Origin of the sequence: Myxococcus sp. MISCRS1 (genome assembly GCF_026626605.1) — a bacterium.
Taxonomy (GTDB): domain Bacteria; phylum Myxococcota; class Myxococcia; order Myxococcales; family Myxococcaceae; genus Myxococcus; species Myxococcus fulvus.
In genome coordinates this window covers 3,212,944-3,237,543 of record NZ_JAPNKB010000001.1, presented here as the reverse complement: position 1 = coordinate 3,237,543, position 24,600 = coordinate 3,212,944, and the positions used below count along the sequence as shown (strand labels likewise).

The window sequence follows — 24,600 nt, the reverse complement described above, 5'->3', positions numbered from 1 at the left end:
TGTAAATGCGTGTGACTTCCGGGAGTGGCTCACGCGCCCGAATCGACAAAGGATGCGTCCACGGTGAAGGTCCACCAGTGGCGGTCACTGCCATCCGTGCCGATGTAGTTGGGGCTGCCCTCGTCGACTTCCATCAGCACGTAGGGCGCGGCATCCGCGAGGTGCAGCACGTGGAGGGCCGCGAGCGCGAGGGACTGTCCCGCCCGGAAGCTCTCGCGGTCCGAGCGCACGCGAACCTGACTGGTGACAGTCCGATACACCTTGCGCCCTCCGAGGTAGCCCTGCGGCGCGTCGCCTCCCGTCTGGAGCACGAAGCACGCGACGTCCGGCACCGTCGCGTCGTCGTCCTCAAGCGTCGGGCCAAGAAAGAGGTTGGTGCCGACGCGCAGGCCCAGGTTGCCCGCGGCGAGGAGCGTCGCAACGTCGGCGGCGGTGTCGCGAGCCATCAGAGCCAGACCTTCCGGTAGCGCACCACGCCGCCACCGTCGACGTGCTCGTCAACGGCGGCAGGGCGGCGTGCGTGGTTGAAGTCGCTGGTGTCGTCGCCCTTGAACCAGAGCCGATGACGCAGCGTGAGCGGCGCGGCGGTGTAGACGACGAACGACGCGACGAACTCGGCGCCGTTGGCATCTCGAATCAGCTTCCGGCTCGGCTGGATGCGCGCGGGCGCTTCGTGGACAGGTCCCAGGAGAGGCGCCCCCCAGGCGTCGCGGCCCGTGACTTCGGCGTAGCGGACGAACTGCCGGAAGTGCGTCTCGGGGCCGCCCATCAGCTCGCCCTCCAAAGGATGTGCGGCGCGACGAGCAGCTCGGCGCGGGGACTCGCAAGGCGCTGGCCTGCCCCTCGCTCCCGGTAGCTCACGGACCAATCCCCCAGGCTCTCAGCGGACACGTCGGCGTCGCGTCCCCGGCCCCGGTAGAGCGCGCAGGCTTCGAGGATGGCGGCTTCCTCGACTTCGGCCGGCAGGGTGACGGGGCCCAGGGACGCGTCGCCGGCCACCTGCCCAGGCGTCATGTAGCCGCCCGTGTACGTCACCGCCAGCGCCCCCGGATGTCCTTGTCGGCTGTCGACCGTGAGGGTGATGAGCCCGCTGGCATGCGCCGTCTCGGGCCACACTCCGGAGAGCCGGTAGAGGAGCCCCCCGGCCGCGAGGTCCCCAGCGAAGGTGTAGGCCGGGGCGTCAAGCAGCTCGCCCCCCTCCCGAACGCTGATGACCTCGACGAGCGGCGGGCGGGCGAGCAGGACGTAGGGGCGTGCGTAGCTGGCGGGGTACTCCGTCACCGTGGCCCGCTCGAAGGCCCGGCCACACAGGGCGGCAATGGCCCCACTCGCGGCACTGACGCAGCGCTCGACGTGGGGGTCGACGGCTACGCCCAAGTCGGCGGCCACGGTGGCGGCAAGGCAGAGGTCTGTCGGACGGGCCATGGAAGGGACTCAGGAGGGCCTAGGAGCGACGAAGCCGGGGCCTGGAGGGGTGAGGGGCCCCGGCTTCGTCTCGTGGCACTAGGCGGCGGGAATCTCGTCGGGCCCGCACAGGACAATCAGGCTGGACGCGCCGAGCGTCGGGGACGTGCCGCCCGTGAGGGCCACCGTCTCGACGACGCGCAGGTAGCGCTTCGCGGTGGGCAGCCGGACGTTGACCCGGACTACCGCGCTGGAGGTGGTGAGCGGCTCGACGGCGGCACCGGGCAGGTCCGTCCACCCGTTCTGGCCGTCGGCGCTCTCCTGGAGCTTCGCGGCGAGCGACAGGGCCGACGGGGAGCCCGTGACGGCGCCCGTCGAAGCCGTCAGCACGCAGGAGTCGAAGCCCATGCGGTCGACGGCGGCGCTGTTGCGAGTCCCGGCGCCGACGGCAGCGGGAGAGGTTCCGGGGCGAATGCCAACGAGCACGCCCGCGTCAGTGGAATTGGCGTTCATGGTGGGTCCTCTCAGGTGCCGTAGGTGATGGAGCTGAACGCCTTCGGCTGGCGGACCTTGAAGTCGCCCCGAACGATGGCGCGGATGGTCGTCTCGTCGAACTCGGCCCGCGTGTCGTGCTCGCTCAGAATCAGGTCCTCGTCGATGCCGTAGATGAACTGACGCCAGTCGGCCGAGAAGGTGATTCGAGTCGCGGGGACGCGCGTCGTCATCACGAAGGGGAAGCCCCGAATGGTGCCCCGGTCGAGCATCTCCTGACGGAAGACCCAGACGCCGGAGTTCTGGAGCTGAAGCAGCGCCGTCGCCCGCGTCGGGTGAAGCACCCAGGCCGCGTTGCCCATGCGCACGTGCGCCGTCAGCGGCAGCTCCACCGCCTTGTCGATGTCGGCCAGGTACGCGGCAGCGGTGGTGCCCGTCGACGCGAAAGAGTGCGCCGCGTCGAGCTGAGCAAAGAGCCCCTTCGGCGCCGCGCCCGTCCCGTCGCCATTGAAGCCCGCGTCGTCGAGCCCGTCCGCCACCGTCGCGCGGATGTCCTCGCCCACGCCGGCATCACCCACGCCCGGGGTGCGCAGCAAGTCGTTGCTGATGTCGGCGAGCACCATGCCCTTGTGCGCCTTGAGCACGACCTTGCCGTACTTGGGGGCGCTCTTCGGCACCGTCTCGCCTTCACCCACCCAGCGGAATTCGGAGGTGCCCGTCTGCCGCCCCATGTGCAGCTCGCCCTTGAACGCCTGGGTCCGCACGCCCAGCTTGAGCAGCGCGGCCTCGGGCCGCAGGAACTCGATGACCTCGCCGCTCTGCTGGATCGGCACCAGCACGCCCGCCGAGTCGAACTTGCTGAGCTGAACGGCCTTCTGCACGTCGGCGTTGCCGAAGCGCTTCGCGGCGTCGACCAGCTCGACGGCACCCGTGCGGCGGCCCGCCGCGATGACGCTCTTCGCGAAGGCGCCCAGGTTCTCGACGCTCGAATAAACGCCTCCCGGGAGCGCCCCCTTGCCCGACTCCACTCGGCCGGGCGCGCTTCGTGCGGCGGCGTCCATCAGCTCGCGCGCCACCTCGGGCCCCAGCGCCTTCACCATCTCTGCAACCTGCTCGCGCGTCATTGCTTCACTCCTCGGATGTAGCCCTTGAATGCCTCGACGAAGCGCTTCGCGGCGTCGGGGGCGTTGAAGTCGTCTTCGTCCTCGTCGTCCGCCTTCGGCGGGTCGGCGGGCGCCTCTTTCGTCTCGGGCTCGGGCTCGTCGGCCGCTTCCGGCACTTCGGTCTCGTCCTCGTCGTCCGTCGACTTCGCTTCGGCGCGTGCGCCGAGCAGTTCAACGACGCGCGCGGCAATCCGCTCGACGATGTCCTCGCTCTCGTCCTCGAAGGACTTCGCGCGCACGGCCCGCGCGTTCCCCGGAATCGTCACGACGGAGACTTCGAGCAGCTCTTGCGCGTCGCAGTCGTAGCCGCCCCGCTCGTTCTGCCGGTACTGGCCCGGGAGCATGAGGTAGCGGACGGAGACGGCATTCAGGATGCCCTTGGACACCTTGCGCTCGACTCGCTTCGCGAACTCGTCCTCGTCGTCGAACTCCACGTCGACCATGAGGGCGTCACCCTCGACGTAGACGCGCCCTTTGCCGATGGGCAACTGCGGCTCGGCACCCGACGAAGCGGCCTCGGCGCCGTCGTCGTGGTTGAAGAGGACGACGCCGTTGGCGTTGTAGCCATCGACGCGCCAGCCCTTCACGTTGAGCCTGTCGGAGTAGCGGTCGAAGTCGCCGTCACTCGCGCGGAACTTGTAGACGCGCCGCCCGCCCACGGATTCGACGGCGCTCAACGTCGCCGCGTCCTTTCGGACGGCGCTCAAACTCAGGGAGCGTGTAATGGGTATTGTCATTCCCCCTGTAAATGCGTGTGACTTCTGGGAGTGGTTCAGCGCTCGCTTGCGGCTTCGGCATTCGCTTCCGCTGAGCTGCCCTCGGCGGGCGTCGGCGTCTGCCCCGGCTCATTGGGCTTCTGGCCCGGCAACAGCTCCGCGAAGCCCTTGCGCTCGGCGTGGGGTTTGAAGCCCGCTTCGGTGCGCCACTCGTCGAAGGTGAAGGCGCTCGGGAGTGTGCCCATCACCCGCAAGCGGTGCTCACGGTCGGCCGGCACGGGGGAGTCGTAGGAGAGCAGGACGTCGTCGTTGAAGCGCGGCGCCAGGTACTTCTGCACGGCGGCCAGGAAGACTTCCGCGCGCGGCTTCGTGGCCTGTTCGGCGAGGTGCTCGCGTGCGGCGTAGCTCGTCGCCTTGTTGCTGCTCGTCACGTCGCCCACAATCTCCGGGGGCACGCGGTACACCATCCGGATGTAGTCCATCAGGAAGCGGCGCAGGTCGACGAGCTGCATGTCGCGAAAGGGCGTGTCGAGGCGCGCGAAGGTCGTCTTGCCGCTCGTAATCATCACCCGGCCGGCATTGGCGGGCCCTCCGTACTCGCGCGCGAGGCTTTCCTTGAAGGCTCGCGCGGGCCCGGCCTGTCCCTCGTTGAAGCCCTCAATCGCGATGACCGCGCCCGGCAGCATGTTGTTGTAAAAGGCGTTCTTCGTGTAGCGCGCCGCGTGCTCGTCCGTGTCGACCTCGTCGCCCAGCGCGTAGGCGATGCCGATGCCGCGGCCGAGCGGGTCCGCAGGGTTCAGCCGCTTCACGTAGACGACGCTCGCGGCGGGCAGCGAGAACATGCGCCCACCGGCTGTCACCGTGTACGTGCGTTCCGCCTTCGGCTTGCTCAAGTCCGGAAGCGCGAGAACGCAGTCGGGAGGCACGGGCCACAGACCCACGGGCACGCCGGCAAGCTCCTCGACGACGGCGAAGAACTCGCCCGTCAGGTCGTAGTGAAGGCAGAAGAGTTTCGCGAAGTCCCTGCCCGTCATCAGGTCGTTCGGGTCCGCGAGCAGCCGCAGCAGCGGATGGTCCGCCAGCTCCACCGCACCGCCCAGTTCGAGGAGCGACTTCAACCGTTCCCGTCGCACGTCGCCGCAGGCCCGCCGCAGCGACACGTCGACGAGCGCCTTCCGCGTCGTGGGGTCCTGCCGCACGAAGGCGCGCCACGTCACGTCCGCGAAGGCGTCGCCCACCGTGTCGACGATGGTCCCAAGCCACGGCATCTCCGCGTAGGCCGCGAGCAGCGCGGGCACTTCGCGGCGCGGCGGGGCCGACGTCCATCGGCTCAGCTCCAGCCCCGTCCCCTTGCGCTTCGCACCACCACCCAGCGCGGCGCGCATCCTGTCGATCAACCCCATACCAATCACCTCACACCGCGAAGAACTGCTCGGCGAACACGAGGTCGTGGACGCCCCAGCAGAAGGCATCGGCACGGTCATCACGCCGCCCGTTGATGCCGGTGAATTTGCTGAGCTGCTGTTCCAGCTTCGGGAACGTCCCGACGAACTCGACGCGACTCGCTTCGGCCAAGGCGGACACCGGCTCGGCGCGCTTGCTCTTCGCGCTCGTCGCCCGGACGGGCTTCACGTTGACGGACACGCCCATCTCTCCCGCGACGGTGGAGATAAGCGTCTCCACCATCTCCCCGCCTGTGTTCACCTCCACCACGAGCGCGTCGCAGCCCCACTCCAGATAGGCGCGGATGGCCTTCGTCGCCCATTCTCGAGGACTGGCCCGGCACGACAGGTCCGCGAGCACCGACACGCGCTTGAGGGGGATGCCGTCGGCTCCGAAGAGCGCGCTCGACTTGCAGCCCTCGACGATGATTCCCGTCTCGTCGGAGCCCGTCTCGCTCGTCGGGCTCGGGTCCACGCTGACGATGCGCCGGTCCAACTGCTGCGCGTACTCGTGAGGGTCCGCGTCGACGCGCCGCCACTTCGCCGAGCCGAAGATGGCCCCCGGCGTGTCGAGCAGCAGGCGCCCAAGCACCTCTTGCTGTCCCCAACGCGTCCCCGCCAGCGCGCGCATGTTCGCCACGGCAGTGGGCGCCAGGTTCGCGGCGTTGCTCAGCGACGAGCCCGTGCGCAGCACGACGCCCGGCTTCAGCTCCTGGGTCTCCGTGTTCGCGAAGAGCAGCTCCTCAATCTTCTTCAGCGGACGCGGCGTCCCCGTCAGGAGGAGCTGCGGCGGGTCTTCGCGCGTGCCGATGCGCAGCACGAGCGGGAGCTGGTCAACCGCGGCCATGTCGTGTTTCCACGAAGCCGGCTCGTCGCCCCAGCCCCATCCGGCATTCGGGCCGCGCAGTCGGTCGGGCTTATCCGCCGAGTAGCAGATGGCATAGACGCCGTTGGGCCACGTCACGCGCCGCTTACTAGGCTCGTACTTCGGGGTGAACCAGGGGGGCGACAGGGCCAGGATGCCCGACGCGCCGCGAATCATCGTGTCGCGCACGTCGGCAGCCGTCGGGCCAATCAGGGCGCCGACGCTCTTCGCCTGCCACGCTTTCTTGATGACCCACCGTGCGCCCGACCAAGTTTTGCCGAAGCCGCGCCCAGCCATGATGAAGCACGTCGAGAACTTGTCCGGAGGGGTCTGCTCGCGCCGCGCCCAGTAGTCGAGGTCGTAGACGAGCAGCTCGACTTCCTTGTCGTCGAGCCCGCCGAAGAGCTTCGCGAGCTGCGCGCGGGAGCCAGCCGTCTGGACCATCCTCGACGCGGGCGACTCGTGGGGCGCGAGCCCTTCAGCGAACTTCGCCCAGGCCCCAGTCAGGAGGCTTCGCATCACTCGCCCCCCTTCTCGTCAGGCGGCACGGTGGAAGCGGCTTCGGCGGGCGCGGGAGGCTCGTCGGGGAGGAACTTCCCCAGCCGGTCAATAAGCAGCTCGCGCAGGGCGGCGGTGTCGGCGGCCTGGTCCTCGGGGCTCTTCGCCTCGACGTTGTCGCGCCGGCCGTACAGCTCCGGAAAGCGGCGGGACAGCAACCACTGGACGTGCTTGGGGTTCGTCGTCGCGGCGGCTTGCAGGGTCTCTGTCGCCCCCTGCATGAACTCGGACTCGGCCCGGTTCACCGCGACGAAGAACTCGCGGTAGAGCCCGCGCGGCTCGCTCGCGCCACGGTGGAACCAGCGGGAGAGGGTCTGCTCGTCGACGCCCACGAGGCCCGCCGCCGCTCGACGGAAGAGGCCGGACCTCAAGTGGTCGCAGATCTGCTGCTGAAGCTCAGGGGTGAGTTTGGTCGGTCGTGCCACCCCATCTAAATGCGTGCGGTTTCGCGGGCTTTTTCATGGGTGCGCCCAACAAAACGCAGCGGCCCCAGCAGTTTTCCCAAAAATTTCTGAAAAGTGGTGCGCGCCGAGCAAGCCAGAACTCGTCCAACCACAGAAAATCTATCCGGGGGCCACAAAATTCCTCCGCCACGGGAATCCCCACCCACAAGGGCCTACCTCGCTTCTTTGTCGATCCCACTACGCTTCGTCACAGTCCCTGCAGGTAGAACCCGACAGGGTCACTTAAGTAGAATCTTCCGCCCTGCAGAACACCCACATGACCTCAGAACCGATGCGCAAACAGTCAATCGAACACCCCACCACCCGCCCAGTCTTTATCAGCCACGCAGCCTCAGATCGAGACATTGTCAACTTCTTCATAGACACCATCCTCATACGTGGCATTGGAATAAACCATGAAGCAATCTTCAACACCTCAGCCACAGCAAGCCCTATTCCTCCAGGCTCAAACTTCACAGAAGACATCCGCCAAAACCTGCGAGGCGCCGAAACCATAATTACACTAGTCACTCAAGCATACTACGAACGCCCTTTCGCAATGGCGGAACTAGGCGCAGCGTGGGCATTTGGCAACCTAATCCCAATACTCGTTCCACCTCTTGATTTCGAAAATGCAACTGGCGTCCTAAAAGGAACGCAGTGCTTCAAGCTAAACAACAAAGGGAGCCTATCGGCTCTCTATGATCTATTCACCAAGACTAGTCAGCCAAAAGCCAACTGGCTCACGCCGACGGGGCACGGGACCTTCGAGGAGCAGCGCGATTCATTCCTTAAAGCACTACCCAAGAAACTAAAAGGCTCCGCCGTCCCTCCTACATCCCCAACCACAAAAACCGCAAACAAGCCAACTCCTCCAGCAAGTCAGCCGGAAACTTCACTTGAAGACGCGAAACAGATCTTCCTAAAGCTAATCTCCGACTTGCGAGCCACGCTCGCAAAGCTACCCCCGCTAGTCCGAGTCGCATTTTTGTACGAAATACGCGGCAAGAAGCTCATGGAACCTCCGGAACGCGAGGGCGAAATCGACGACGCAGTAAATCGCGGCCAACTCCGAACAGAGAATGCTTGGCCAATGCATACGAGTGACTACACATCCGCAAGGATTATCTGGCCCACAAAATCCACGCAGCGGAATCGCGACGTCTACCAACTCCTCGGAGAGCTAGCCGCCTTTCTCAAGTCGGCACCGCCAACTTTCCATCATTACTATGAAGAACATGCTGACCATCCCGCCAGCCTACAGTTTATCCCATTCTGGAAAAAACACAGACTTCTTCATCAAGACGACACCAGCGAATAGACCGTGCCCTCCAATGGCGCTATTCGACTAGACATCACTCGCGGCGAGTGCCTTACTGTTTCAGTCGGGCGCCCCCGCAGCTCTCATCCAATACAACATTGAGCCCACAACAAGAACATTACCCCACCCAACAGGTGACCATCAGTTCGCGCAGCACCTCCAGCGCCCGCGCGAGCATCCTGTCGACGCGGCTCTTCGGCGCGCCCCATGCTTCGGCCACGGAGCGCACCGACTGCGCCGGGCGGTTGATGCCGAAGACACGGGACACCAGCTCTCGCTGCTGGGGAGCCAACTGCCGCACAGCCTCGAACACGAGGGCTCGCGACTCCGCGGCGAGCAGCATCGCCTCGGGCGTCTCGTCGTCGGCATCACGCCCCGAGCGCTCGTAGAGTGCGGCTTCCAGTTCGTCGAACAACTCTTCGTGGCCCGGGGAACCGTCCGAGAAATGAGACGGTGTATCCATGCGATGGATTCGAATCGTGTTGCGCTCGGCATCACGCACTGAACCCGCCGTGCGGCCCTTGTGCGCGCCGTCGCTCGGATGCACGTCGCTCGCGTGGAGTCGCGCGTACTGCTCACACGCGGTCCGCGCACGGAAGTAGGCCACGTCGCCGAACGACTGCCGTCCCCGCGAAGGGTCGAACTTGTCGACGGTGCGCAGCACGGCCATCGCGGCGACCTGTTCGAGATCTTCAGGCGACAGCGATCCGGCGAACGGCAGGCACTTGAAGACGGCGCACCGGATGACAGGACGCACGGACACGAGCAGCTCGGCGGACAGGAGTCGCTCAAGCGCGGCGTCCCCGTCCTCTCGGGCCTGAACGATTCGCGCCACGAGGACAGTCTGCTGTGCTGCCTCCGTGGCGTACCAGTAGCGTGCAACGGCCCTCCCAGCGCTGGCCCTGAAACATTTGGGCTCGTGATACATCGCCGCGCGCAAAGCACGCCTCATGCCGACCCCACCCAATTCACACGCAGTCTCAGACACGGTGACACATCGTCCCTCGGAACAGGACCGCGCGGCGGCAGCCCAACGGCATGAGCGCCGTCCCTGAGTAAATGCGTGTGACTTCTCACCGTGGCCCAGCGAAGCAGGCGGCACCAGCAGAAGAGGGCGAGTCGAGCCCGAGGTAGAGACCTCAGCTCCAAACCGACCCTATCTAGTCAACTGTCTATCCTCTCTTCTCTTTACTCTCTCTATCTCTCTAAAGAATAAGAAGGTGAAGTAGTACAAGGGAGGAGAAGAGGTAGGGGGAGCTAAAGGGTTTAGCAAGCCAGCGTTTTTGACGAGTGACGAGCTGACATACCCTCCTGCCGGCGAACAAAAGCGAGCACGCGGGCCACTGCGAGAAGTCGCACGCATTTAGCAGGGGTGAGCCAACCACTCGACGTTTCCGCCCCGAAGCCCGTCCCCTCGCCCCTTCATGCCCACCGGATGAAGGTCGCCTTCTACGCGTCCGCGCAAGACAACGTGCCGCAGGTCGCGGAACTCTCGTGGACCGAGCTGTCAGCAAAGCTCCTCGTCCATCGTCGCAGCCACTGCCCGACTTCGCCCTGCCCGCGTGGCTGTCCCGCGAAGAATGGCCCGGCATGGAGCCCCGTCGACATCGTCGAGCGACGACGCACCGAGAACGTGCGCGCCGTCACCGTGGCCGTGTTTGACCTGGACCACCTCGGCTCGTCGCAGCTCTCCTGCCTGGATGCCGTTAGGAGCCGGGGACTGGCCTTCGCGGTCCACTCGACGCACAGCAACCGCCCGCCCGAGGACTACTGCATGCGGCTGGTGATGCCGTTGTCCCGGCCCGTCCTGCCCCGGGAGTGGTCCGCCGTTCGCGAGGCCGCAATCCGCCTGCTCGACCTCCCCGCCGACCCGGCCACCAAGGACCTGGCACGCCTCTACTTCCTGCCGGATGCCCCCGAGGGAGTCGAGCCCATGGCCCTTAGTGGCGAGGGAATGCCCCTGGACGTCGAAGGGCTGCTCGCCCTGGCACGTTCGGGCCTTGCGGCTACTCCGCCCCTCCCTGAGGGCGCTCCGACCGACCTGCACGAGCTGAGGGCCCTTCTGCGGCGCATCCGGAAGCCCGAGCATGTCGCCCTCGTGCGCCGGGCCCTTGCTGGTGAGCCCCTGGCCCCTGTCGGCGGGCAAGACAACGCCCTGAACACCCTGATGTCGTGCGCGGCCTTCATCCTGCCGCTCGCCACGCCCGAATCGGCCATCGTCGAGCTGTTCCGTGCGTCTTTCGCGGCCACGAACTGGCAGGAAGGGACGGAGCACCTGTGCGAGCAGGCCCTCTTAAAGCTGCGGCGCCACAAGGAACGCCGTCGGGCCCGGGATGCGTCGCAACTCGCCGATAACCGCGCCATCTGGGAGGCCCTTGGCGGGAGTGCGCCTACCTCGCTCTCCATCGACGCCCCCGGCTTCGAGGAAGACGCCCCGGACCCCGACGCCTGGGTGGGAGAGCTGCTGCTCGACACCATGAAGGACGGCGGCAAGCGCATTCGCAACTGCGAGGCGAACGTCTTCACGGTGCTCCTCAAGTCCCCCGAGTGGCGCGGCGTCTTCCGCTTCAACGAAGTCACAAAGGGAATCGAAGTGGAGGCCAGTCCCCTCGGCCCCAGCGTGGACCTGGAAACGCTCGACGTGCTCGTCGCCAACTGGATTCAGCTCAGCAAGTACGGACAGCTCGGCCTGATGCCGAAGGCGCACGTCGTCGCGCAGCAGCTCCTGGCCGTGGCCAAGGCCAACAGCTACGACCCGGTGGCCGACTACCTCGCGGAACTCGTCTGGGACGGAAAGCCGCGGCTCGACGAGCTGCTCGTGACGTACTTCGGCGCGCGGGGTGAGCCCAACTACCTGCGGGCCGTCGGCGCGAAGTTCGCCATCTCAGCCGTTGCGCGCGCGCTGCGCCCCGGGTGCAAGGTCGACACGGTCATGATTCTGGAGGGGCCCCAGGGCCTGCGGAAGTCGACGGCGTTCCGGATTCTGGGCGGCAGGTACTTCAGCGACGCCACCATCGACGTCACCAGCAAGGACAGCGCGATGCTCGCCTCTCAGTTCTGGTTCATCGAACTGGCCGAACTCAGCACGTTCCGGAAGAGCGAAGACCAAGCCCTGAAGGCGTTCATCACTCGGGTTGAGGACACCTACCGGCCGCCCTATGGACGCGCCAACGTGAAGAGCCCGCGTCGGTGCATCTTCGTCGGGACCACCAACGACGATGACTACTTGCGAGACCCCACGGGGCATCGGCGCTTCTGGCCGGTGAAGTGCTCCCGCATCGACACTGAGGGGCTCGCTCGCGACCGCAGCCAGATTTGGGCCGAGGCCGTCGTGCGCTTCCACCAGGGCGAGGACTGGTGGTTGACGAATGAGGAAGCGGCCGGGGCCGAGCAGCAAGCCTCACTGCGCATGGAGAACGTGGGGGACAGCCGGAAGGAAGTCATCCTGAAGTGGATTCTCGAGATGCCGGCCGACAGGCGGCCCAACGACGTGACGCTGCTCCAGGTCGGCGTCGAAGCCTTCGCACTCCATCCCGCCCAGGTGGACATGCGGTTCTCACGGGAGATTGGGGCGGCCCTGAAGTCACTGGGCTTCACCCGTGGCCAGCGCCGGATGGGGGACGGGAGGCGCCCACTCGTCTACTACCTGCCTGACGAACTGAAGAACGCCCCCGCTGAGCCGCGCAACACACAGCATGTGCCGCCAACAGTCTATTCGCGCAGCAACTGCTAACCCGCGATTGATGAGCCCGGCTATACGTCATCACGGGCTCACCGTCGCTCTCCAATAACCGTATCAGCGCCCCCGGACCTATCGGCCATCTACTTCCCAATAAGCAAACCAACTATCTCAATGGAGCCACCGAGGCCAATACTCACGGATGTAACAGGGTGACTTGGAGAACCATTCGCCGCGATCCGCGATCGAGTAAGACCACCCAGCACGGAGAAGTATGTACTCGGCGAAAAAATCACCCCTCCGGAAAAGATCGGATTAAACTCGGTGAACACTGTCTCCGCAACATCATCACCAAGAGCAGCATCCGCCTTAAACTTCGAAGGGACACCCACGTACAAACCTATCCACTGTCGCCAACACCACGCCCCGGGCTTTTCAACATCCCAATTGGTAACTCGCTGCACTTCTGCATCACTCGGATTCTTATCTCCCGTCAGAGAAGTGGTACGAGCGCGAGCCACACTATTTGCTATACCCCTCGCTTCATCCTTTCCAAAGCCCCCCCATCTCGACGCACAATACGTACTCGTCTCATCAGCAATAAACCAAGTGGCAGGAAATAAAGACACAAATGGCACAAGACCAAAACCAGCACTCCCCTGCCTCCCCGACGTGCGCGGAAGGTGCGCCTGGAATCCTACGCCAAATGAGAATCCGTGCCGAAAGAGCATTCCGCCTTTGATGTCATCAAGAGTGAGCCGAGGCTTCCCGGGCGGCGGTGGGGGCTTGCGGCCACCAAGAGCCTGTGCCGCATTGTCGAGAACCTGGGCCGCCTTACCAAGCTCCCGTGCTGCATCACCAAGAGCCTGCGCGGCTTCATCAGAGCCCCTTGTCGCATCATCAGAGTTCTGCACAGCCGGGGCAGGCTCTTGCTCGCCCTCAACAAGATCGGCTGTCTGATTGGCCCAGGCAGGCCCAGCAGCAACCAAGATAATCACCAGCACCGTTTCGCCTAAACGCCTCATCTTCGCATCCCCCTTCTCGTCGCCACAAAACGACACGCGCCTCGTCCAAACACCCCCACGCAGCCATTATCAGCAGTGACAAGACTCAAATCAACTCACAATCCTTCACTGGCCTAGCCAGAGGCGTTCATCAAGCTCGTTACGCCTAGCAATTCAGTCCGGGTCAGCACCGACTGACTGGAGTCGATTAGACCCATGCTGCCTGCAACTACCCTATAGGCCTCGCATGTAAGCCACTCGCAGAATCCGCACTCATTTAGGAAGGGTGACGCCCTCTCGCGACGCCCCCAGCAACACTCCCTCGGTCATCGCCGGGGTCATCCAGCGGTTGAGCGTCTCGCAACTCAAGCGTCACAAGCTGTGTCCCCGTGCGTGGTTCTTCCAGAAGGTCATGCGCCTTCCGGAGCCCACTTCGGGGGCGCAGCAGGTCGGCACCGAAGGCCACGCGCAGCTTGAGCACTTCCTGTCGACGGGTGAAGACGTGCTCGGCGCGTTCGCGAAGGCGGGCGCCCACCTCCTGCCGACGCCCGGCGCCGACCTACTCGTCGAACAGCCCCTCGACGGTGCCCCACCACTGACGGCGGGCGGAATCCTCTTCACCGGGTTCATCGACCTCGTGGACGCGCGGCGACTCGCATCCGACGGTGTGCTGCGCATCACCGACCACAAGTTCACGAGCAACATCGCCAGCAACGCCGCGAGAGCCGAGCAGCTCGCCGACGCCGACACGGAACCCGGGCTCCAGATGGTCGGCTATGGCGCGTGGGCACTCGGCCAGGTCGAGCGCTTCCCGGGCCTGCGCGTCCTGGAACTCGAACACCTCTACTACCAGACCCGAGGCCAGCGCCTTGCCGCCTCTGTCGTCGCGTCGGTGCCCGTCGAGCACATCGCGCGCGAGTGGCGGACCAAGGTCGAGCCCGAGGTCGAAGCGATGAAGGAGCACGCGCAAGCCGCCCGCGCTTCCGACGTGCCCGCGAACTACGGCCCCGCCTGCACCAAGTACGGCGGGTGTCCGTTCATGGCGAAGTGCCTCACAGGAGAGAACAAACCGATGTCCCTGCGTGACAAGTTGCTCAACAAGTCCGACCTGCCCGCCGTTCTGCCGCCCGACGCGCCCCAGCCCAATCCCGTCCAGGTGGCCCCCGAGGTCGCCGAGCAGCCCGCGCCGAAGCGTCGTGGACGGCCCCCGAAGTCTGAGCAGGTCGCGGAGGTGGCGGCGTCGACGCGTCAGCGAAGCGTGCTCTTCGTGGACTGCATGCCGACCACGTTCGACGGGCCGCCCCCGATGGCACTCACCGCCTACGTCGACAGGATGCACCGCAAGGTCGCCGAGGCGGGCGGCGTCGACGACGTGCGCTTCGCTGGCTCGGACTCCTCGCTGGGCTTCGGCAAGTGGCGCGGCGCGCTGGCGATGGCCGTTCGCGCCGAGCCTCCCTGCCCGGGGCACTACTTCGCGCTCGGGCTCGCGCACTCGGAGCTGATGCAGGTCATCGTCGAGGCGCTCGAACCGTCGTTCGACGTCGTCGTTCGCGGCATTCGCTAGCGCCATCTGCCCAGCGGTATTTGCCGCTCGCGCGGGTGCAAGAACAGCACCCGCACGCAGCAGCACGAGACTACGCCGCGCCTACGGCCTCAACAGCTCGTAGATCCTGCTCCTACTCAGATCAAGCTGCGTGGCGATCTTAGAAACAGGCATGCCCGCACCACGCATCATCTTCGCGCGCGCTGCTTTCGCCTTCGTTGACGGCCTGACCAGGTCCTTCCACACGTGCGTTGCGGAGTGCCAGTTCTTACCGGACATTTCGCCTCCTTTCATTCTAGGTACACCCCCTTGATTGGGGGCTGTCATCGAGAAGCGCCCTCTGAAATCAGCTACGGCGCCCTCGGTTGATCTCTTAACGAGGCGGGCCCCCTTCTGCTCGTGCTCAGAACAACTGGCCCTGGGCCACCTGCCCTCACGGTCAACTCGTGCCCACATCAGAATGAAACTCCTCCACCGACTTCATCCAGGTGCGGCGGTTTCCGCTGAGCGCCCATCCACCACTACGCCAATCGCCCTCGCGAAGGTCACGGGCGACCGCGCCACACTAGCGAGGGGGCAACCGGTCGGTTGGTCCCCCGACCTCGTGCGGGTTCTCGACCTCCCTCGCCGTGACCTCGCGCGCATCTATGGGGACGGCGACTTCGCCACCTTGGAAGCCTCGCTGCGCGCGCATCCTGAAGCTCGTTGCACCTGCCGGGCACTCGGGAAGCGGTGCCCATCCTCGTTGCTCCCCATCCAGCGCCTTGCCCTCCTGGAAGCCGCGCGCACGGGTGGCGGGCTCTTCCCCATCGGCGTGGGCCATGGGAAGACCTTGGTCGACCTCCTGCTTCCCCTGGTCATGCCCGGGTGCAAGGTCGCCGTGCTCCTCTTGCCGTCCAACCTTCGCGCGCAGCTCGTCGACGTAGACTGGCACTACTACGGCGGGCACTGGCGCTTGCCCAACCTCGCGGGCGGCAGATGGTTCCGACCTGGTCTGCCGGTCCTCCACGTCATCACCTACGAGAAGTTCTCAACCCAGGAAGGCACCGACCTCCTGACGCGCATCCGCCCCGACCTCATCGTCTGCGACGAGGCCCACAAGCTGAAGGACCGAAAGAGCGCACGCACGGGCCGGTTCCTTCGATACCTGGAACAGCACCCCGAAACGCGCCTCGTGGCCCAGTCGGGCACGCTGGCGACGCGAACGGTGAAGGACTACGCCCACCTCGCGGAGTACGCGCTACGTGACGGCAGCCCGCTCCCGCGCAAGCACCACGTCGTCGAGGAGTGGGCCGCGGCACTGGACCCCGGCCATGCCGTTGCGCCCCCTGGGGAGCTGCTCAAGCTGGTCGACCCAGCCGCGCCCCTGGCCCCGCTCGAAGGCGAGAACGAAGCCGAGCGCGAGCGCCGTCAGGTGCGGGACGCATATCGGCGCTGGCGCAACGCAACCCCGGGCGTCGTGGCCACTGACGAGAGCGCCGTCGGCATGCCGCTGGTCATCCGCACGCGCGACCCGGGCAAGGTCCCCGACGAGCTGCTCGCCCACATTCAAACGGCGCTCGGCGGGCAACGCCCCGACGGCGAAGAGTTCGTCGACGAGCTGCAACGCGTCGTCTGCGCGCGTCAGCTTGCGAGCGGCTTCTTCCACCGCTGGCGTTATCCGGCCATTCAGGGAGTGCCGCAGGACCCTGAGCTGATTCTTCGCTGGTTCTCTCGCCGGCAGGAGTTCAACAGGGAGCTGCGCGAGCGCCTCAAGCGCCCCGCCGAGCACCTGGACTCCCCGGGGCTGCTCGTGCGCGCCGCGATTCGCGCCCACCAGTCCCCGCCCTATGACGGCGACCTGCCGACGTGGCGCGCAGTGTCCTGGCCCGCATGGGGCGAGATTCACAAGCGCGTCGTCCACGTCACAGAGGCCGTGTGGCTGTCCGACTTCATCGTGCAGGACGCGGCGAAGTGGGCGCTGCGCAAGGGGCATCCGGGAATTGTGTGGGTCGAGTTCCCGGAGCTTGGCGAGCGCATCGCGAAGGCGTCGGGAGTGCCATTCTACGGCGGCGGCCCGGAAGCGTCGGCGACCATCATCCGGGAGAATGGGAAGCGCTCCATCGTTGCTTCACTCCGCGCCCACGGGACGGGGAAGAACCTGACGATGTTCTCGCGGATGCTGTTCGTGAACCCGCCAGCGGACGGTGCCGCGTGGGAACAGGCCATCGGCCGGTGCCACCGACAGGGGCAGCTCGCCGACCAAGTCGAGGTGGAACTGTACCAACACACCGACGAGCTAGTCGGGGCCTTCCAGAAGGCCCGCGACTTCGCCCGATTCATTGAAGAGACTGAGGGGACACCGCAGAAGGTCCTAGTCACAAGAAAGGACTGACCATCTCATAAACGGGCTGGCTACTACTCCGGCTCTCTCCTGCAAACCAGAAAACGTGTTGCCACACACACGCGCTCGGGCCTAATACGAAACCAACTCAAACACATCATTCACAATCGTCCCCACATGCACCTTCAATGGGACAGAAGATGACGCCAATCTATCAATAGCAACGGAGCTAATCTCCGCATAAAACGGATCATCAAAAACAAGCACAACCTGCCCACCAGTTCCAAAAACCTCCTCTGACTCGGCTGCCTCTGCCAAATCCCGAATGTCTTCCCACTCGACGACATTATCCGGATATCCCACAAACACCGTGCGCGCATTCCCCGGAGGCATCCGCACATCCCAAATCATGCGATACGACTGTCGATTAGATGTCTCACTAATCAGCTCTACATCATCGACCCCCTGCCAGCCGCGAAGCCACTTCATTACGGCCCGAGTTCTTCTCGCCTTCACCTCCATATTGAGCGAAAGGCGTCGGATCCTCTGCACGGCCGAGGCAACCGGCGTGAGCGGAACCTCCTTGCTTTGAACCTCAGCAACAACCTCTTTCGTTGCCCCAAACATTCTCAGCAACGTAGCAAAATCAATGATGTGTATATTCTTACCATCCGTAGCGTGGCGATACTCCTCAATTAACTCAAAACGAGGGTAGAGAGGACTCCCTTCACTTTGAATCCACCAATCAGATTTTCGGTCCGCAGAAACGAAAATCGTATCTACCCCCCGCGCCCTTCCAACCTCCAAGATTGTGCTCCAAATCAGATAGTCTCCGACCCCTCTGTCGGCCTTGTTCTTATCCTTATATCCAGGCGGCAAATCATGCGCATAGCGGCGCTCCACCTCAACAGCCACCTCGCGCTCGCTGCGATTACTCGACTCAAGCACTACCCCTGCGCCAAAAAGATCTTGATAAAGCGCACTCACGGGGTCATTCCAGTGCCACCCTTTGATTTCCTCCAACAGGAGATCAACAGCCTGAGCGTGCTCTCTTAGCTTCACCAGAAGATCTACCTCCAGCCTCTTCATCTCCCGATATTGCGGTGAGTTCTCGAGCAGCGGATACGCCGCTTCGGGCAACACAAGGCGCCTTCTATTGATTTGCTGATAAAGCTCCTTAAGCCTATCCGATCTATTTCTCGCAAACTCACGCGCAACCTGCCCTGGAATAACAAGTCTTTTCTCGGAAATCAGCGCCTCATATACCTTTCTAATCTGAACAAGACTGTCCTTTCCCGTCTTGAATGGAACAAGTAAGACATTTGTATCCAATACAACAATCGCACTCGGCTTAATCTCCTGCAACGGCCTCGGCCGAAACGAAAAAATCGACTCCGGATGCCGGTATACTGAATTCAGAATCAGCATTTCACTGCCGGGGGAACCATCACTCTTGTCGCTGGCCATGGTGGCCATTCTGCCACCTGCTGTGCTAGTCGCATAGACTGAACGCCCCGGGTCGATGAGCACCCGGTCGGCTTGATTCTCCAGAACCAAGGGGAGCCCCGATGGATGCAGCCCCCGAATGCCAAGCGCGAAACGCTTGCAGAGTGGGGCGGAAATGCGCAGCCACTCAGACAGAATCTCATAGTCGGTCCTTGCCAAGCATATCGACCCTTTTCTCGACTTCTGCAAAGCGCCCCATACGGGCATCTGCACACTGAACCATTCCCAGAATCCGCACGCATTTACGTGGGGTCAGCGCACTTCGCTGCTGACGCAACCCAAGCCCAAGGGCCCACGTAACCATGAACAACGCACTGACGAAGATTGCCACCGCCCAGGCCGCCACCGGAGGCCGCTACCCTCGCGCCGGGCGCTACCTGCTCGAAGTCGCGGTCATCCGCATGAAGGAGGGCTTCAAGGGCGACTCGGCCATCGCCGAGCTGAAGGTCCGCGAGTCCGAACCCCTCCCGGGTAGCGAGTTCCCCAGCCGCGTGGGCGAGACGGTCGACTACGTCGAGAACCTCAGTGACCAGAAGAAGGGCGGCGGCGGACGCTTCAAGTCCTTCCTCATGACGCTGGTGGGGGCCGACGAGCACGAGTTCGCGAACCCCGCCGTCCTGAAGAAGTTCTTCGACGAGCGGCAGGCGGGCACCCATGTCCTGATTCGCTGCGAGGTCTTCCCCAAGCAGCTCCCCGCGAAGGACGGTCACGCCGGCAAGGTCATCACCGGCTTCCGCTGGTCCCACGTCGAGCTGAACGACGAGCAGCTCTCCCAGGTCGAGCAGGCCCGCAAGGGCAGCAAGCTCCCCGCGCTCGCCGACGCCCTGGCCTGATTCCGGGCTGCGACTGACGGCGCGTGTTCCGTCGGCGGATGGCCCACGACACGGGCCGCTCTCCCTTCCACACAAGGCATCCCGTGAACGTCTGGTCGTTCGACACGGAGACGTGGCTGATTCAGCCCGGCTTGCTTGCGCCCCCTCTCGTCTGCGGGAGCGTCGCGGCTCAGGCCCCGGGCACCGAACGGCTACTCGACAAGGCTCAGGCCCGCGCCTTCTTCCACGAGGCAATCAACGCCCTCGACACGCACCTCGTTGGGGCGAACCTCGTCTATGACCTGGGGGTGATGGCGGCGGATGACCCGCGCCTTGTTGCCCCTATCTTCGCAGCGCTCGATGCCGGCCGCCTGCATTGCGTCCAGGTCCGTGAAGCCCTCATCGACATTGCCCGGGGCCTGTACGGCGTCGACCCGTCCACCGGCCGGAAGCTCGACGATGACGAGGGCGCACGCTACCCGCTCGCGCTCCTCGTCCAGCGCCACCTGGGGCTCGACATCAGCGAGGAGAAGAAGAACCCGAAGGCTTGGCGGCTTCGCTACGCAGAACTCGACGGCGTCCCTGTCGAGCGCTGGCCCCAGGAAGCGGCTGAGTACCCGAAGCGCGACGCTCGCTACACGCTCGACGTCTTCTACCGGCAGGAGGCCATCGCGCGCGAGGCGCCCAACGGCGGCAACCTGCATGCCGAAGCCGACCAGATGCGCGCCGCCTTCGCGCTCCATCTCGCCTCCATCTGGGGCATACGGACGAACGGCGCGTCGGTGGCCCAGCTCCGTGAGCGCGTCGAGCGGGAGTGGAGCGAAAACCGGGCGAAGTTCCAGGCGGCGGGCATCTACCGCGAAGACGGCACGAAGGACTCCAAGTGCCTCGCGGCGCTCGTCACTGCCGCCTACGACGGGCAACCTCCCATCACCGCGCCCAGCGACAGGTTCCCCGACGGCCAGGTCGCGACCGACCGCGACACGCTGCTGGGTTCGGGTGACGCACTCCTCGAAGACTTGGGGAAGAGCGGGCGCGTCGACAAGTACAAGTCCACCTACCTGGACGTCGTCGAGGCCGGCACGGGGCATCCCATCAACCCGCGCTTCAACGTGCTGGTGTCAACGACGCGCGTCTCCAGCGACTACCAGCAGCTCCCGCAGAAGGGCGGCATTCGCGAGGTCCACGAGGCCCGCCCCGGCTTCGTCTACTGCTCGGTCGACTACGGCGGGCTGGAGCTGCGCACCATGGCTCAGCGGGCCATCTGGGAACTGGGCTTCTCGAAGATGGCGGACGCGCTTAACAGTGGGCTCGACGTCCACACCCTTGCCGCGGCTGAGTTCCTGGGGACGAGCTACGACGAGCTGCTCGCGAAGGTGAAGGCGAAAGAGCCCGTCGCGGTCGCCTTCCGCCAGCTCGCGAAGATTCTCAACTTCGGCAAGGGCGGCGGGATGACGGGCGGCTCGCTCGTCTACAACGCACGCGCGAAGGACCGCGTCTCTTTCTGCCTGCTGGCGAAGCGCGCGGACGTCTGCGGTGTCGAGCGCGTCGTCGTGCACGTCCAGCGCAAGCCGAAGATGGTCTGCCGGGCGTGCGTCGAGGTCGCGAAGGAACTGGACACGAAGTGGCTCAACGCGTGGCCCGAGCAGCGCGAGCTACAGCACCGGGCGAAGTCGCGCACCTACGGGGGCGGGTTCGCCGATGTGATGATTCCGGGCGCCAACATCCTGCGGGGCGCATGCGGCTACACCCAGATTCTGAACACGCCGTTCCAGGGACTCGGCGCCGTCGGGTGCAAGCGCGCGATGTGGCGCGTCAGTCGCGAGATGTACGTCGACCGCAGCTCGCCCCTGTACGGCTCGCGGCTCGTGCTCATGGTCCACGACGAGCTGATTAGCGAGCTGCGCGCCGATGACCCGCAGCAGTTGCACGACGCGGCCGAGCGCAAGGCGGAACTCATGCGGCAGGCAATGCGAGAGGTGACGCCCGACCTGGCACCCGCCATCGAAGCCGAGCCCGCACTGTCCCGCATCATGTCGAAGGACGTCGCCACCGTGCGCGACAGCTCCGGGCGGCTGCTCGTCTGGGAGCCACCCGCGAAGCGCGCGGCCTGAACCACGCCCGGCATCCGCACCCATTTAGGAAGCACACGCGCTCTCTGGATGGTGCAACGGATGAACTCAACTTCCACCGCGCGACAGCTCCTCGTGGCGCTCGACCCCGGGCTTCGCGAATGTGGCGTCGCGCTCTTCGACTTGGGCTCGGGCGAGCTGCTCGCGGCGGGCATGCCCACCAATGCCGAGCGACGGGCCCGAGGGCTTCCGGCATGGGCGCGGATGGCCGATGGGGTGTCCGCGTTCGTTTCGCCGTTCCTGGAGCCGTTCAGGGCCGCAGGTGAGGTCGTCGCCGTCACCGTCGCGAGCGAGTGCCCCCAGGTCTACACGGCCGGGAAGAGCAAGGGCGACCCGAACGACCTCATCGAACTGGCGGGAGTCGTGGGACGCGTCGCGGGCTCCCTGAAGGCCACGTCGGAGCGGAGCTACCTGCCGCGCGAGTGGAAGGGGACGCTCGATGCCGACGTGATGGTCGAGCGCATCAAGGCACGCCTCTGCGAGCGACCGCACGAGTACCTGCGAGTCCAGCTCCCGCGCGCCCAGGACAAGCACCACAACGTTTGGGACGCCATCGGCATCGGTCTGCACGTCGTCGGCCGACTCGCGCCCCGGAAGGTCTTCCCGAGGTGAGCGCCATGCATCCTCCCGAGTTCCTGACGGTCGACGAAGCCGCAGCGCTCCTCCGGGTGAACCGGAAGACGCTCTACGAGGCGATTCGCCTGGGACAGATGCCGGGCGTGGTCCGCGTCGGAAAAGCGCTGCGCATTCGACGGGAAGCCATCGTAACGTCGCCCTCGGGTAAGGGCCGTGATTCTGCGCTTGGGAGTCGACGATGAGCGCCAGGTTGCGGCAGTGGACGACGAAGGACGGGAAGTCAGAGGAGGCGTGGCAAGTGGACTTCGTTTTTCAGCACTCGGACGGACGGAAACAGCGAGTCGTGAAGGTCTCGCCCGTTCAGACCCGTCGGGGTGCTGAGCAATACGAACGTGAGCTGCGCAACGCCCTGCTCAATGGGACTTTCGGAAGGGAGCGTGTACGCGAGGAAGAGCCGCTGACACTGGCGGATTTCACCGAGCGATTCCTCACCTACAGCGAGAACAACAACAAACACTCAAGCGTGGATAGCAAACGGCAGATTCTCAGGGACCACATCCTCCCGTTCTTCGGGATGATGACTCTTGCGAGCATCGACACGGTCAAGGTCGAGGATTTCAAGGCGCTCATGCGCAAGAAGAAGTCGGCGGCTCACAAGCTGAAAGAGTCTGCGTCAAAGCGGGCGGTCCGCAAGCGACTGAAGAGGGACCTCAAGCCGCTGAGCTTGAAGACCATCAACAACGTACTGACAGTGCTCCAGAAGTTGCTCGCACTCGCAGAAGAGCAAAAGGTCATTGCGCAGGCGACACGCGTCAAGGTCTTCAAGAAGCTCCCGAAGCCTCCCTTCGACTTCCTATCCTTCGAGGAAGCCGAACAGCTCCTCGCCGCGGCCGAGCCGCAATGGCGGGCCGTGCTGCTCGTGGCCGTCAAGGCAGGGCTTCGACAGGGAGAGCTGATTGGGCTCCAGTGGAACGACCTGGACTTGCCACGCAGCACGCTTCACGTCCGACGAAGCATCTGGCGAGGCATTGAGGGTTTGCCCAAGGGCGGGCGTGAGCGGACAGTCGAACTGCCTGAGTCCGTGGTGGATGCGCTCAAGGCCCACCGGCACCTTCGGGGGCGCTTCGTCTTCTGCCAGGAGGATGGGCGCCCACTCACCCGAGGAAAGATGGCGGCACCGCTGAGTCGTGCCCTCCGAGCGGCGAGCATCTCCCGAGAGGAAGGGGCTGTCGGTTGGCATGACCTGCGACACACATACGGCAGCCACCTCGCGATGCACGGCGTGCCGCTCAAGGTCATTCAGGAGCTGATGGGCCACGCGACCGTCGAGATGACGATGCGCTACGCCCACCTGAGCCCCGACTCTCGGAGGAAGGCTGTCACGGTCTTGGACGGCCCCCTCGCGCTGGCGTGCGACATACGTGCAACACGCGGGGACGCCACCGCTAACCACCTGTAACGACTCGCAAAAACAGTGCACGAACCGGGAATCGAACCCGGCGGGAACGGTGTGTGGGACCGTCGCCGTCTCCAGCTGGCTCGGCGTGCGAAAGACGAGTTGCGGAGCAGGGAGTCGAACCCTGGAGGCCGGGCTTATGAGGCCCAGTGGGGCACCGACCCCACACCGCAGAAAGAGGTGAAAGCTTGTGAAGCCCCCGGCAGGATTCGAACCTGCGACCTTGCGCTTAGGACGCGCGTGCTCTGGTTCCGCTGAGCTACGGGAGCGTGAAGAGAAACAGTGTGCCCCTGGCAGGGATTGAACCTGCGGCCTCACGGTTCGGAACCGTGCGCTCTCATCCACTGAGCTACAGGGGCGAGAAGTGGAACCGCCGGGACTCGAACCCGGACCGCTCGGGTGCAAACCGAGTGCTCTCCCATTGAGCTACGGACCCATGATGACTCGCGTGAAACAGTGCCCCCGGTCGGGTTCGAACCGACGACCCCCGGTTTACGAAACCGGTGCTGCTACCAGCTGAGCTACAGGGGCGAGACGAAGCAGGCCGCCGAGGAGTTGAACCCCGCCCGCTCGGATTTGGAGTCCAAGCTGCTCCCGGAGCGCGGCCTATGAAGGTGAAGAGGTGCTGCGAGTGCCGACCCTCGGAATCGAACCGAGTCCTCCCGCTCTTCAGACGGGCGCGCGGACCACCTACGCCAGGTCGGCAAGTGTGAAGCTCCCCGAACGAAACTCTGTGCGAACTCGTTCTCTGTTTTTCTCTAGAGAACTCGAACTCTCTGGGCTGTGGAAAGGCAAGTAATATTCAGGGGTTTGAGACTGGAGCCTGCGGTTGTCCTTCAATCGGGGTCCGATTGGTGCTGCGAACTTCGGCAGGGAGCTGGCCCTCAGAAGAGGGGCATGGAGAGAACCGGAGGCAGGCTTTGCACCTGCAGAGTCAGAGTCCGCCATCCTTGCTGGTTAGACGACCCCGGTATGAGTACCTCCGGAGGGATTCGAACCCTCGCCGTCCGCTTAAGAGGCGGATGCTCTTCCGATGAGCTACGGAGGCAGATTGCTCGCCGCCCCTCCTACTGGCGGGCGGCATGACATTCACCACGACGATTCAGTGGTCAGAGACCTTGATGCTGTCGGGTGCGGGCTCGAGCCTGGACTTCTCACGTGCGAC

The 24,600-nt window shown here is 64.8% G+C and carries 22 protein-coding genes and 7 tRNA genes; 9 read left to right on the top strand and 20 right to left on the bottom strand.

Annotated elements, in window-relative coordinates:
• Positions 1–29: 29 nt before the first annotated feature.
• From OWM54_RS12415 to OWM54_RS12375, 9 genes are all read right to left on the bottom strand, one after another.
• Entirely contained in the window at positions 30–446 is a 417-nt protein-coding gene (locus OWM54_RS12415; RefSeq protein WP_267697648.1) for a minor capsid protein, read from the bottom strand.
• Entirely contained in the window at positions 446–769 is a 324-nt protein-coding gene (locus tag OWM54_RS12410) for a hypothetical protein (protein WP_267697647.1), read from the bottom strand. The genes OWM54_RS12415 and OWM54_RS12410 overlap by 1 nt, the downstream gene beginning before the upstream one ends.
• Positions 769–1,425 (bottom strand): hypothetical protein, encoded by a 657-nt coding sequence (locus tag OWM54_RS12405; protein WP_267697646.1) that lies wholly within the window; start codon positions 1,423–1,425, stop codon positions 769–771. Before OWM54_RS12405 ends, OWM54_RS12410 begins: the two co-directional genes overlap by 1 nt.
• Before the next feature lie 78 nt (positions 1,426–1,503).
• Entirely contained in the window at positions 1,504–1,917 is a 414-nt protein-coding gene (locus OWM54_RS12400) for a hypothetical protein (protein WP_267697645.1), read from the bottom strand.
• Positions 1,918–1,928: 11 nt separating this feature from the next.
• Positions 1,929–3,020, bottom strand: a complete 1,092-nt coding sequence (locus OWM54_RS12395) for a phage major capsid protein (RefSeq protein WP_267697644.1) — start codon at positions 3,018–3,020, stop codon at positions 1,929–1,931.
• Positions 3,017–3,796: an HK97 family phage prohead protease gene (locus tag OWM54_RS12390; RefSeq protein ID WP_324289086.1), complete on the bottom strand. Its 780-nt coding sequence runs from the start codon at positions 3,794–3,796 to the stop codon at positions 3,017–3,019. The genes OWM54_RS12395 and OWM54_RS12390 overlap by 4 nt, the downstream gene beginning before the upstream one ends.
• A 35-nt stretch (positions 3,797–3,831) precedes the next feature.
• On the bottom strand, positions 3,832–5,178 hold the full coding sequence (locus tag OWM54_RS12385) for a phage portal protein (RefSeq protein WP_267697642.1): 1,347 nt from the start codon (positions 5,176–5,178) through the stop codon (positions 3,832–3,834).
• A gap of 10 nt (positions 5,179–5,188) precedes the next feature.
• Positions 5,189–6,601 carry a terminase large subunit domain-containing protein gene (locus tag OWM54_RS12380; protein ID WP_267697641.1) on the bottom strand — a complete coding sequence of 471 codons (1,413 nt, stop codon included), beginning with the start codon at positions 6,599–6,601 and terminating at the stop codon, positions 5,189–5,191.
• Positions 6,601–7,011 carry a hypothetical protein gene (locus OWM54_RS12375; protein WP_267697640.1) on the bottom strand — a complete coding sequence of 137 codons (411 nt, stop codon included), beginning with the start codon at positions 7,009–7,011 and terminating at the stop codon, positions 6,601–6,603. The genes OWM54_RS12380 and OWM54_RS12375 overlap by 1 nt, the downstream gene beginning before the upstream one ends.
• 349 nt (positions 7,012–7,360) lie before the next feature.
• On the opposite strand from OWM54_RS12375, the gene OWM54_RS12370 reads away from it, so the two are divergent.
• Positions 7,361–8,404 carry a toll/interleukin-1 receptor domain-containing protein gene (locus tag OWM54_RS12370; RefSeq protein WP_267697639.1) on the top strand — a complete coding sequence of 348 codons (1,044 nt, stop codon included), beginning with the start codon at positions 7,361–7,363 and terminating at the stop codon, positions 8,402–8,404.
• A 118-nt stretch (positions 8,405–8,522) separates the two neighbouring features.
• Here the strand turns inward: OWM54_RS12370 and OWM54_RS12365 are convergent, their stop codons facing one another.
• Complete coding sequence (locus OWM54_RS12365) at positions 8,523–9,239, bottom strand: sigma-70 family RNA polymerase sigma factor (RefSeq protein WP_267697638.1); 717 nt, start codon at positions 9,237–9,239, stop codon at positions 8,523–8,525.
• A 600-nt stretch (positions 9,240–9,839) separates the two neighbouring features.
• Here OWM54_RS12365 and OWM54_RS12360 point away from each other — a divergent pair.
• Positions 9,840–12,137, top strand: coding sequence for a virulence-associated E family protein (locus tag OWM54_RS12360; protein WP_267697637.1), 2,298 nt, complete (start codon positions 9,840–9,842; stop codon positions 12,135–12,137).
• An 89-nt stretch (positions 12,138–12,226) separates the two neighbouring features.
• Here OWM54_RS12360 and OWM54_RS12355 read toward each other — a convergent pair whose 3' ends face one another.
• A complete protein-coding gene (locus tag OWM54_RS12355) occupies positions 12,227–13,108 on the bottom strand; it encodes a hypothetical protein (RefSeq protein ID WP_267697636.1) in 882 nt (293 codons plus the stop codon).
• Positions 13,109–13,373: 265 nt separating this feature from the next.
• Here OWM54_RS12355 and OWM54_RS12350 point away from each other — a divergent pair, with 265 nt between their 5' ends.
• On the top strand, positions 13,374–14,651 hold the full coding sequence (locus OWM54_RS12350; RefSeq protein ID WP_267697635.1) for a PD-(D/E)XK nuclease family protein: 1,278 nt from the start codon (positions 13,374–13,376) through the stop codon (positions 14,649–14,651).
• Positions 14,652–14,732: 81 nt separating this feature from the next.
• Here the strand turns inward: OWM54_RS12350 and OWM54_RS43375 are convergent, their stop codons facing one another.
• Positions 14,733–14,909, bottom strand: a complete 177-nt coding sequence (locus OWM54_RS43375; protein ID WP_420715325.1) for a helix-turn-helix domain-containing protein — start codon at positions 14,907–14,909, stop codon at positions 14,733–14,735.
• A 181-nt stretch (positions 14,910–15,090) separates the two neighbouring features.
• Here OWM54_RS43375 and OWM54_RS12345 point away from each other — a divergent pair, with 181 nt between their 5' ends.
• A complete protein-coding gene (locus OWM54_RS12345; protein ID WP_324289083.1) occupies positions 15,091–17,004 on the top strand; it encodes a helicase in 1,914 nt (637 codons plus the stop codon).
• Positions 17,005–17,085: 81 nt separating this feature from the next.
• Here the strand turns inward: OWM54_RS12345 and OWM54_RS12340 are convergent, their stop codons facing one another.
• Complete coding sequence (locus OWM54_RS12340; protein WP_267697633.1) at positions 17,086–18,420, bottom strand: PIN domain-containing protein; 1,335 nt, start codon at positions 18,418–18,420, stop codon at positions 17,086–17,088.
• Between the two features lie 341 nt (positions 18,421–18,761).
• Between OWM54_RS12340 and OWM54_RS12335 the strand changes: the two genes are divergently transcribed.
• The 5 genes from OWM54_RS12335 to OWM54_RS12315 all read left to right on the top strand — a co-directional run bounded on the left by OWM54_RS12335 (position 18,762) and on the right by OWM54_RS12315 (position 23,438).
• A complete protein-coding gene (locus OWM54_RS12335; RefSeq protein WP_267697632.1) occupies positions 18,762–19,292 on the top strand; it encodes a hypothetical protein in 531 nt (176 codons plus the stop codon).
• Between the two features lie 83 nt (positions 19,293–19,375).
• Positions 19,376–21,385 carry a DNA polymerase gene (locus OWM54_RS12330; protein WP_267697631.1) on the top strand — a complete coding sequence of 670 codons (2,010 nt, stop codon included), beginning with the start codon at positions 19,376–19,378 and terminating at the stop codon, positions 21,383–21,385.
• Between the two features lie 60 nt (positions 21,386–21,445).
• A complete protein-coding gene (locus OWM54_RS12325; RefSeq protein ID WP_267697630.1) occupies positions 21,446–22,015 on the top strand; it encodes a hypothetical protein in 570 nt (189 codons plus the stop codon).
• 5 nt (positions 22,016–22,020) lie between these two features.
• Positions 22,021–22,221, top strand: coding sequence for a helix-turn-helix domain-containing protein (locus OWM54_RS12320; RefSeq protein ID WP_267697629.1), 201 nt, complete (start codon positions 22,021–22,023; stop codon positions 22,219–22,221).
• Entirely contained in the window at positions 22,218–23,438 is a 1,221-nt protein-coding gene (locus OWM54_RS12315; RefSeq protein WP_267697628.1) for a tyrosine-type recombinase/integrase, read from the top strand. Before OWM54_RS12320 ends, OWM54_RS12315 begins: the two co-directional genes overlap by 4 nt.
• Positions 23,439–23,454: 16 nt before the next feature.
• On the opposite strand, the gene OWM54_RS12310 is transcribed toward OWM54_RS12315, so the two are convergent.
• The 7 genes from OWM54_RS12310 to OWM54_RS12280 form a co-directional block, all read right to left on the bottom strand.
• Positions 23,455–23,527: transfer RNA gene (locus tag OWM54_RS12310), tRNA-Val, on the bottom strand.
• A 102-nt stretch (positions 23,528–23,629) separates the two neighbouring features.
• A tRNA-Arg gene (locus OWM54_RS12305) sits at positions 23,630–23,704 on the bottom strand.
• A 16-nt stretch (positions 23,705–23,720) separates the two neighbouring features.
• Positions 23,721–23,794 (bottom strand) — tRNA-Arg (locus OWM54_RS12300).
• Positions 23,795–23,800: 6 nt separating this feature from the next.
• A tRNA-Ala gene (locus OWM54_RS12295) sits at positions 23,801–23,871 on the bottom strand.
• Positions 23,872–23,892: 21 nt separating this feature from the next.
• A tRNA-Thr gene (locus OWM54_RS12290) sits at positions 23,893–23,966 on the bottom strand.
• 101 nt (positions 23,967–24,067) lie between these two features.
• A tRNA-Phe gene (locus OWM54_RS12285) sits at positions 24,068–24,140 on the bottom strand.
• A 272-nt stretch (positions 24,141–24,412) separates the two neighbouring features.
• Positions 24,413–24,483 (bottom strand) — tRNA-Lys (locus OWM54_RS12280).
• Positions 24,484–24,600 lie beyond the last annotated feature (117 nt).

Bases quoted from the DNA above. Each gene is read 5' to 3' on its own strand.
- OWM54_RS12395 (WP_267697644.1), bottom strand. From the start codon at position 3,020: ATGACGCGCGAGCAGGTTGCAGAGATGGTGAAGGCGCTGGGGCCCGAG.
- OWM54_RS43375 (WP_420715325.1), bottom strand. From the start codon at position 14,909: ATGTCCGGTAAGAACTGGCACTCCGCAACGCACGTGTGGAAGGACCTG.
- OWM54_RS12360 (WP_267697637.1), top strand. From the start codon at position 9,840: ATGAAGGTCGCCTTCTACGCGTCCGCGCAAGACAACGTGCCGCAGGTC.
- OWM54_RS12340 (WP_267697633.1), bottom strand. From the start codon at position 18,420: ATGGCCAGCGACAAGAGTGATGGTTCCCCCGGCAGTGAAATGCTGATT.
- OWM54_RS12385 (WP_267697642.1), bottom strand. From the start codon at position 5,178: ATGGGGTTGATCGACAGGATGCGCGCCGCGCTGGGTGGTGGTGCGAAG.
- OWM54_RS12415 (WP_267697648.1), bottom strand. From the start codon at position 446: ATGGCTCGCGACACCGCCGCCGACGTTGCGACGCTCCTCGCCGCGGGC.
- OWM54_RS12380 (WP_267697641.1), bottom strand. From the start codon at position 6,601: ATGCGAAGCCTCCTGACTGGGGCCTGGGCGAAGTTCGCTGAAGGGCTC.
- OWM54_RS12400 (WP_267697645.1), bottom strand. From the start codon at position 1,917: ATGAACGCCAATTCCACTGACGCGGGCGTGCTCGTTGGCATTCGCCCC.
- OWM54_RS12355 (WP_267697636.1), bottom strand. From the start codon at position 13,108: ATGAGGCGTTTAGGCGAAACGGTGCTGGTGATTATCTTGGTTGCTGCT.
- OWM54_RS12345 (WP_324289083.1), top strand. From the start codon at position 15,091: ATGAAACTCCTCCACCGACTTCATCCAGGTGCGGCGGTTTCCGCTGAG.
- OWM54_RS12390 (WP_324289086.1), bottom strand. From the start codon at position 3,796: ATGACAATACCCATTACACGCTCCCTGAGTTTGAGCGCCGTCCGAAAG.
- OWM54_RS12405 (WP_267697646.1), bottom strand. From the start codon at position 1,425: ATGGCCCGTCCGACAGACCTCTGCCTTGCCGCCACCGTGGCCGCCGAC.
- OWM54_RS12315 (WP_267697628.1), top strand. From the start codon at position 22,218: ATGAGCGCCAGGTTGCGGCAGTGGACGACGAAGGACGGGAAGTCAGAG.
- OWM54_RS12325 (WP_267697630.1), top strand. From the start codon at position 21,446: ATGAACTCAACTTCCACCGCGCGACAGCTCCTCGTGGCGCTCGACCCC.
- OWM54_RS12335 (WP_267697632.1), top strand. From the start codon at position 18,762: ATGAACAACGCACTGACGAAGATTGCCACCGCCCAGGCCGCCACCGGA.
- OWM54_RS12370 (WP_267697639.1), top strand. From the start codon at position 7,361: ATGACCTCAGAACCGATGCGCAAACAGTCAATCGAACACCCCACCACC.
- OWM54_RS12410 (WP_267697647.1), bottom strand. From the start codon at position 769: ATGGGCGGCCCCGAGACGCACTTCCGGCAGTTCGTCCGCTACGCCGAA.
- OWM54_RS12320 (WP_267697629.1), top strand. From the start codon at position 22,021: ATGCATCCTCCCGAGTTCCTGACGGTCGACGAAGCCGCAGCGCTCCTC.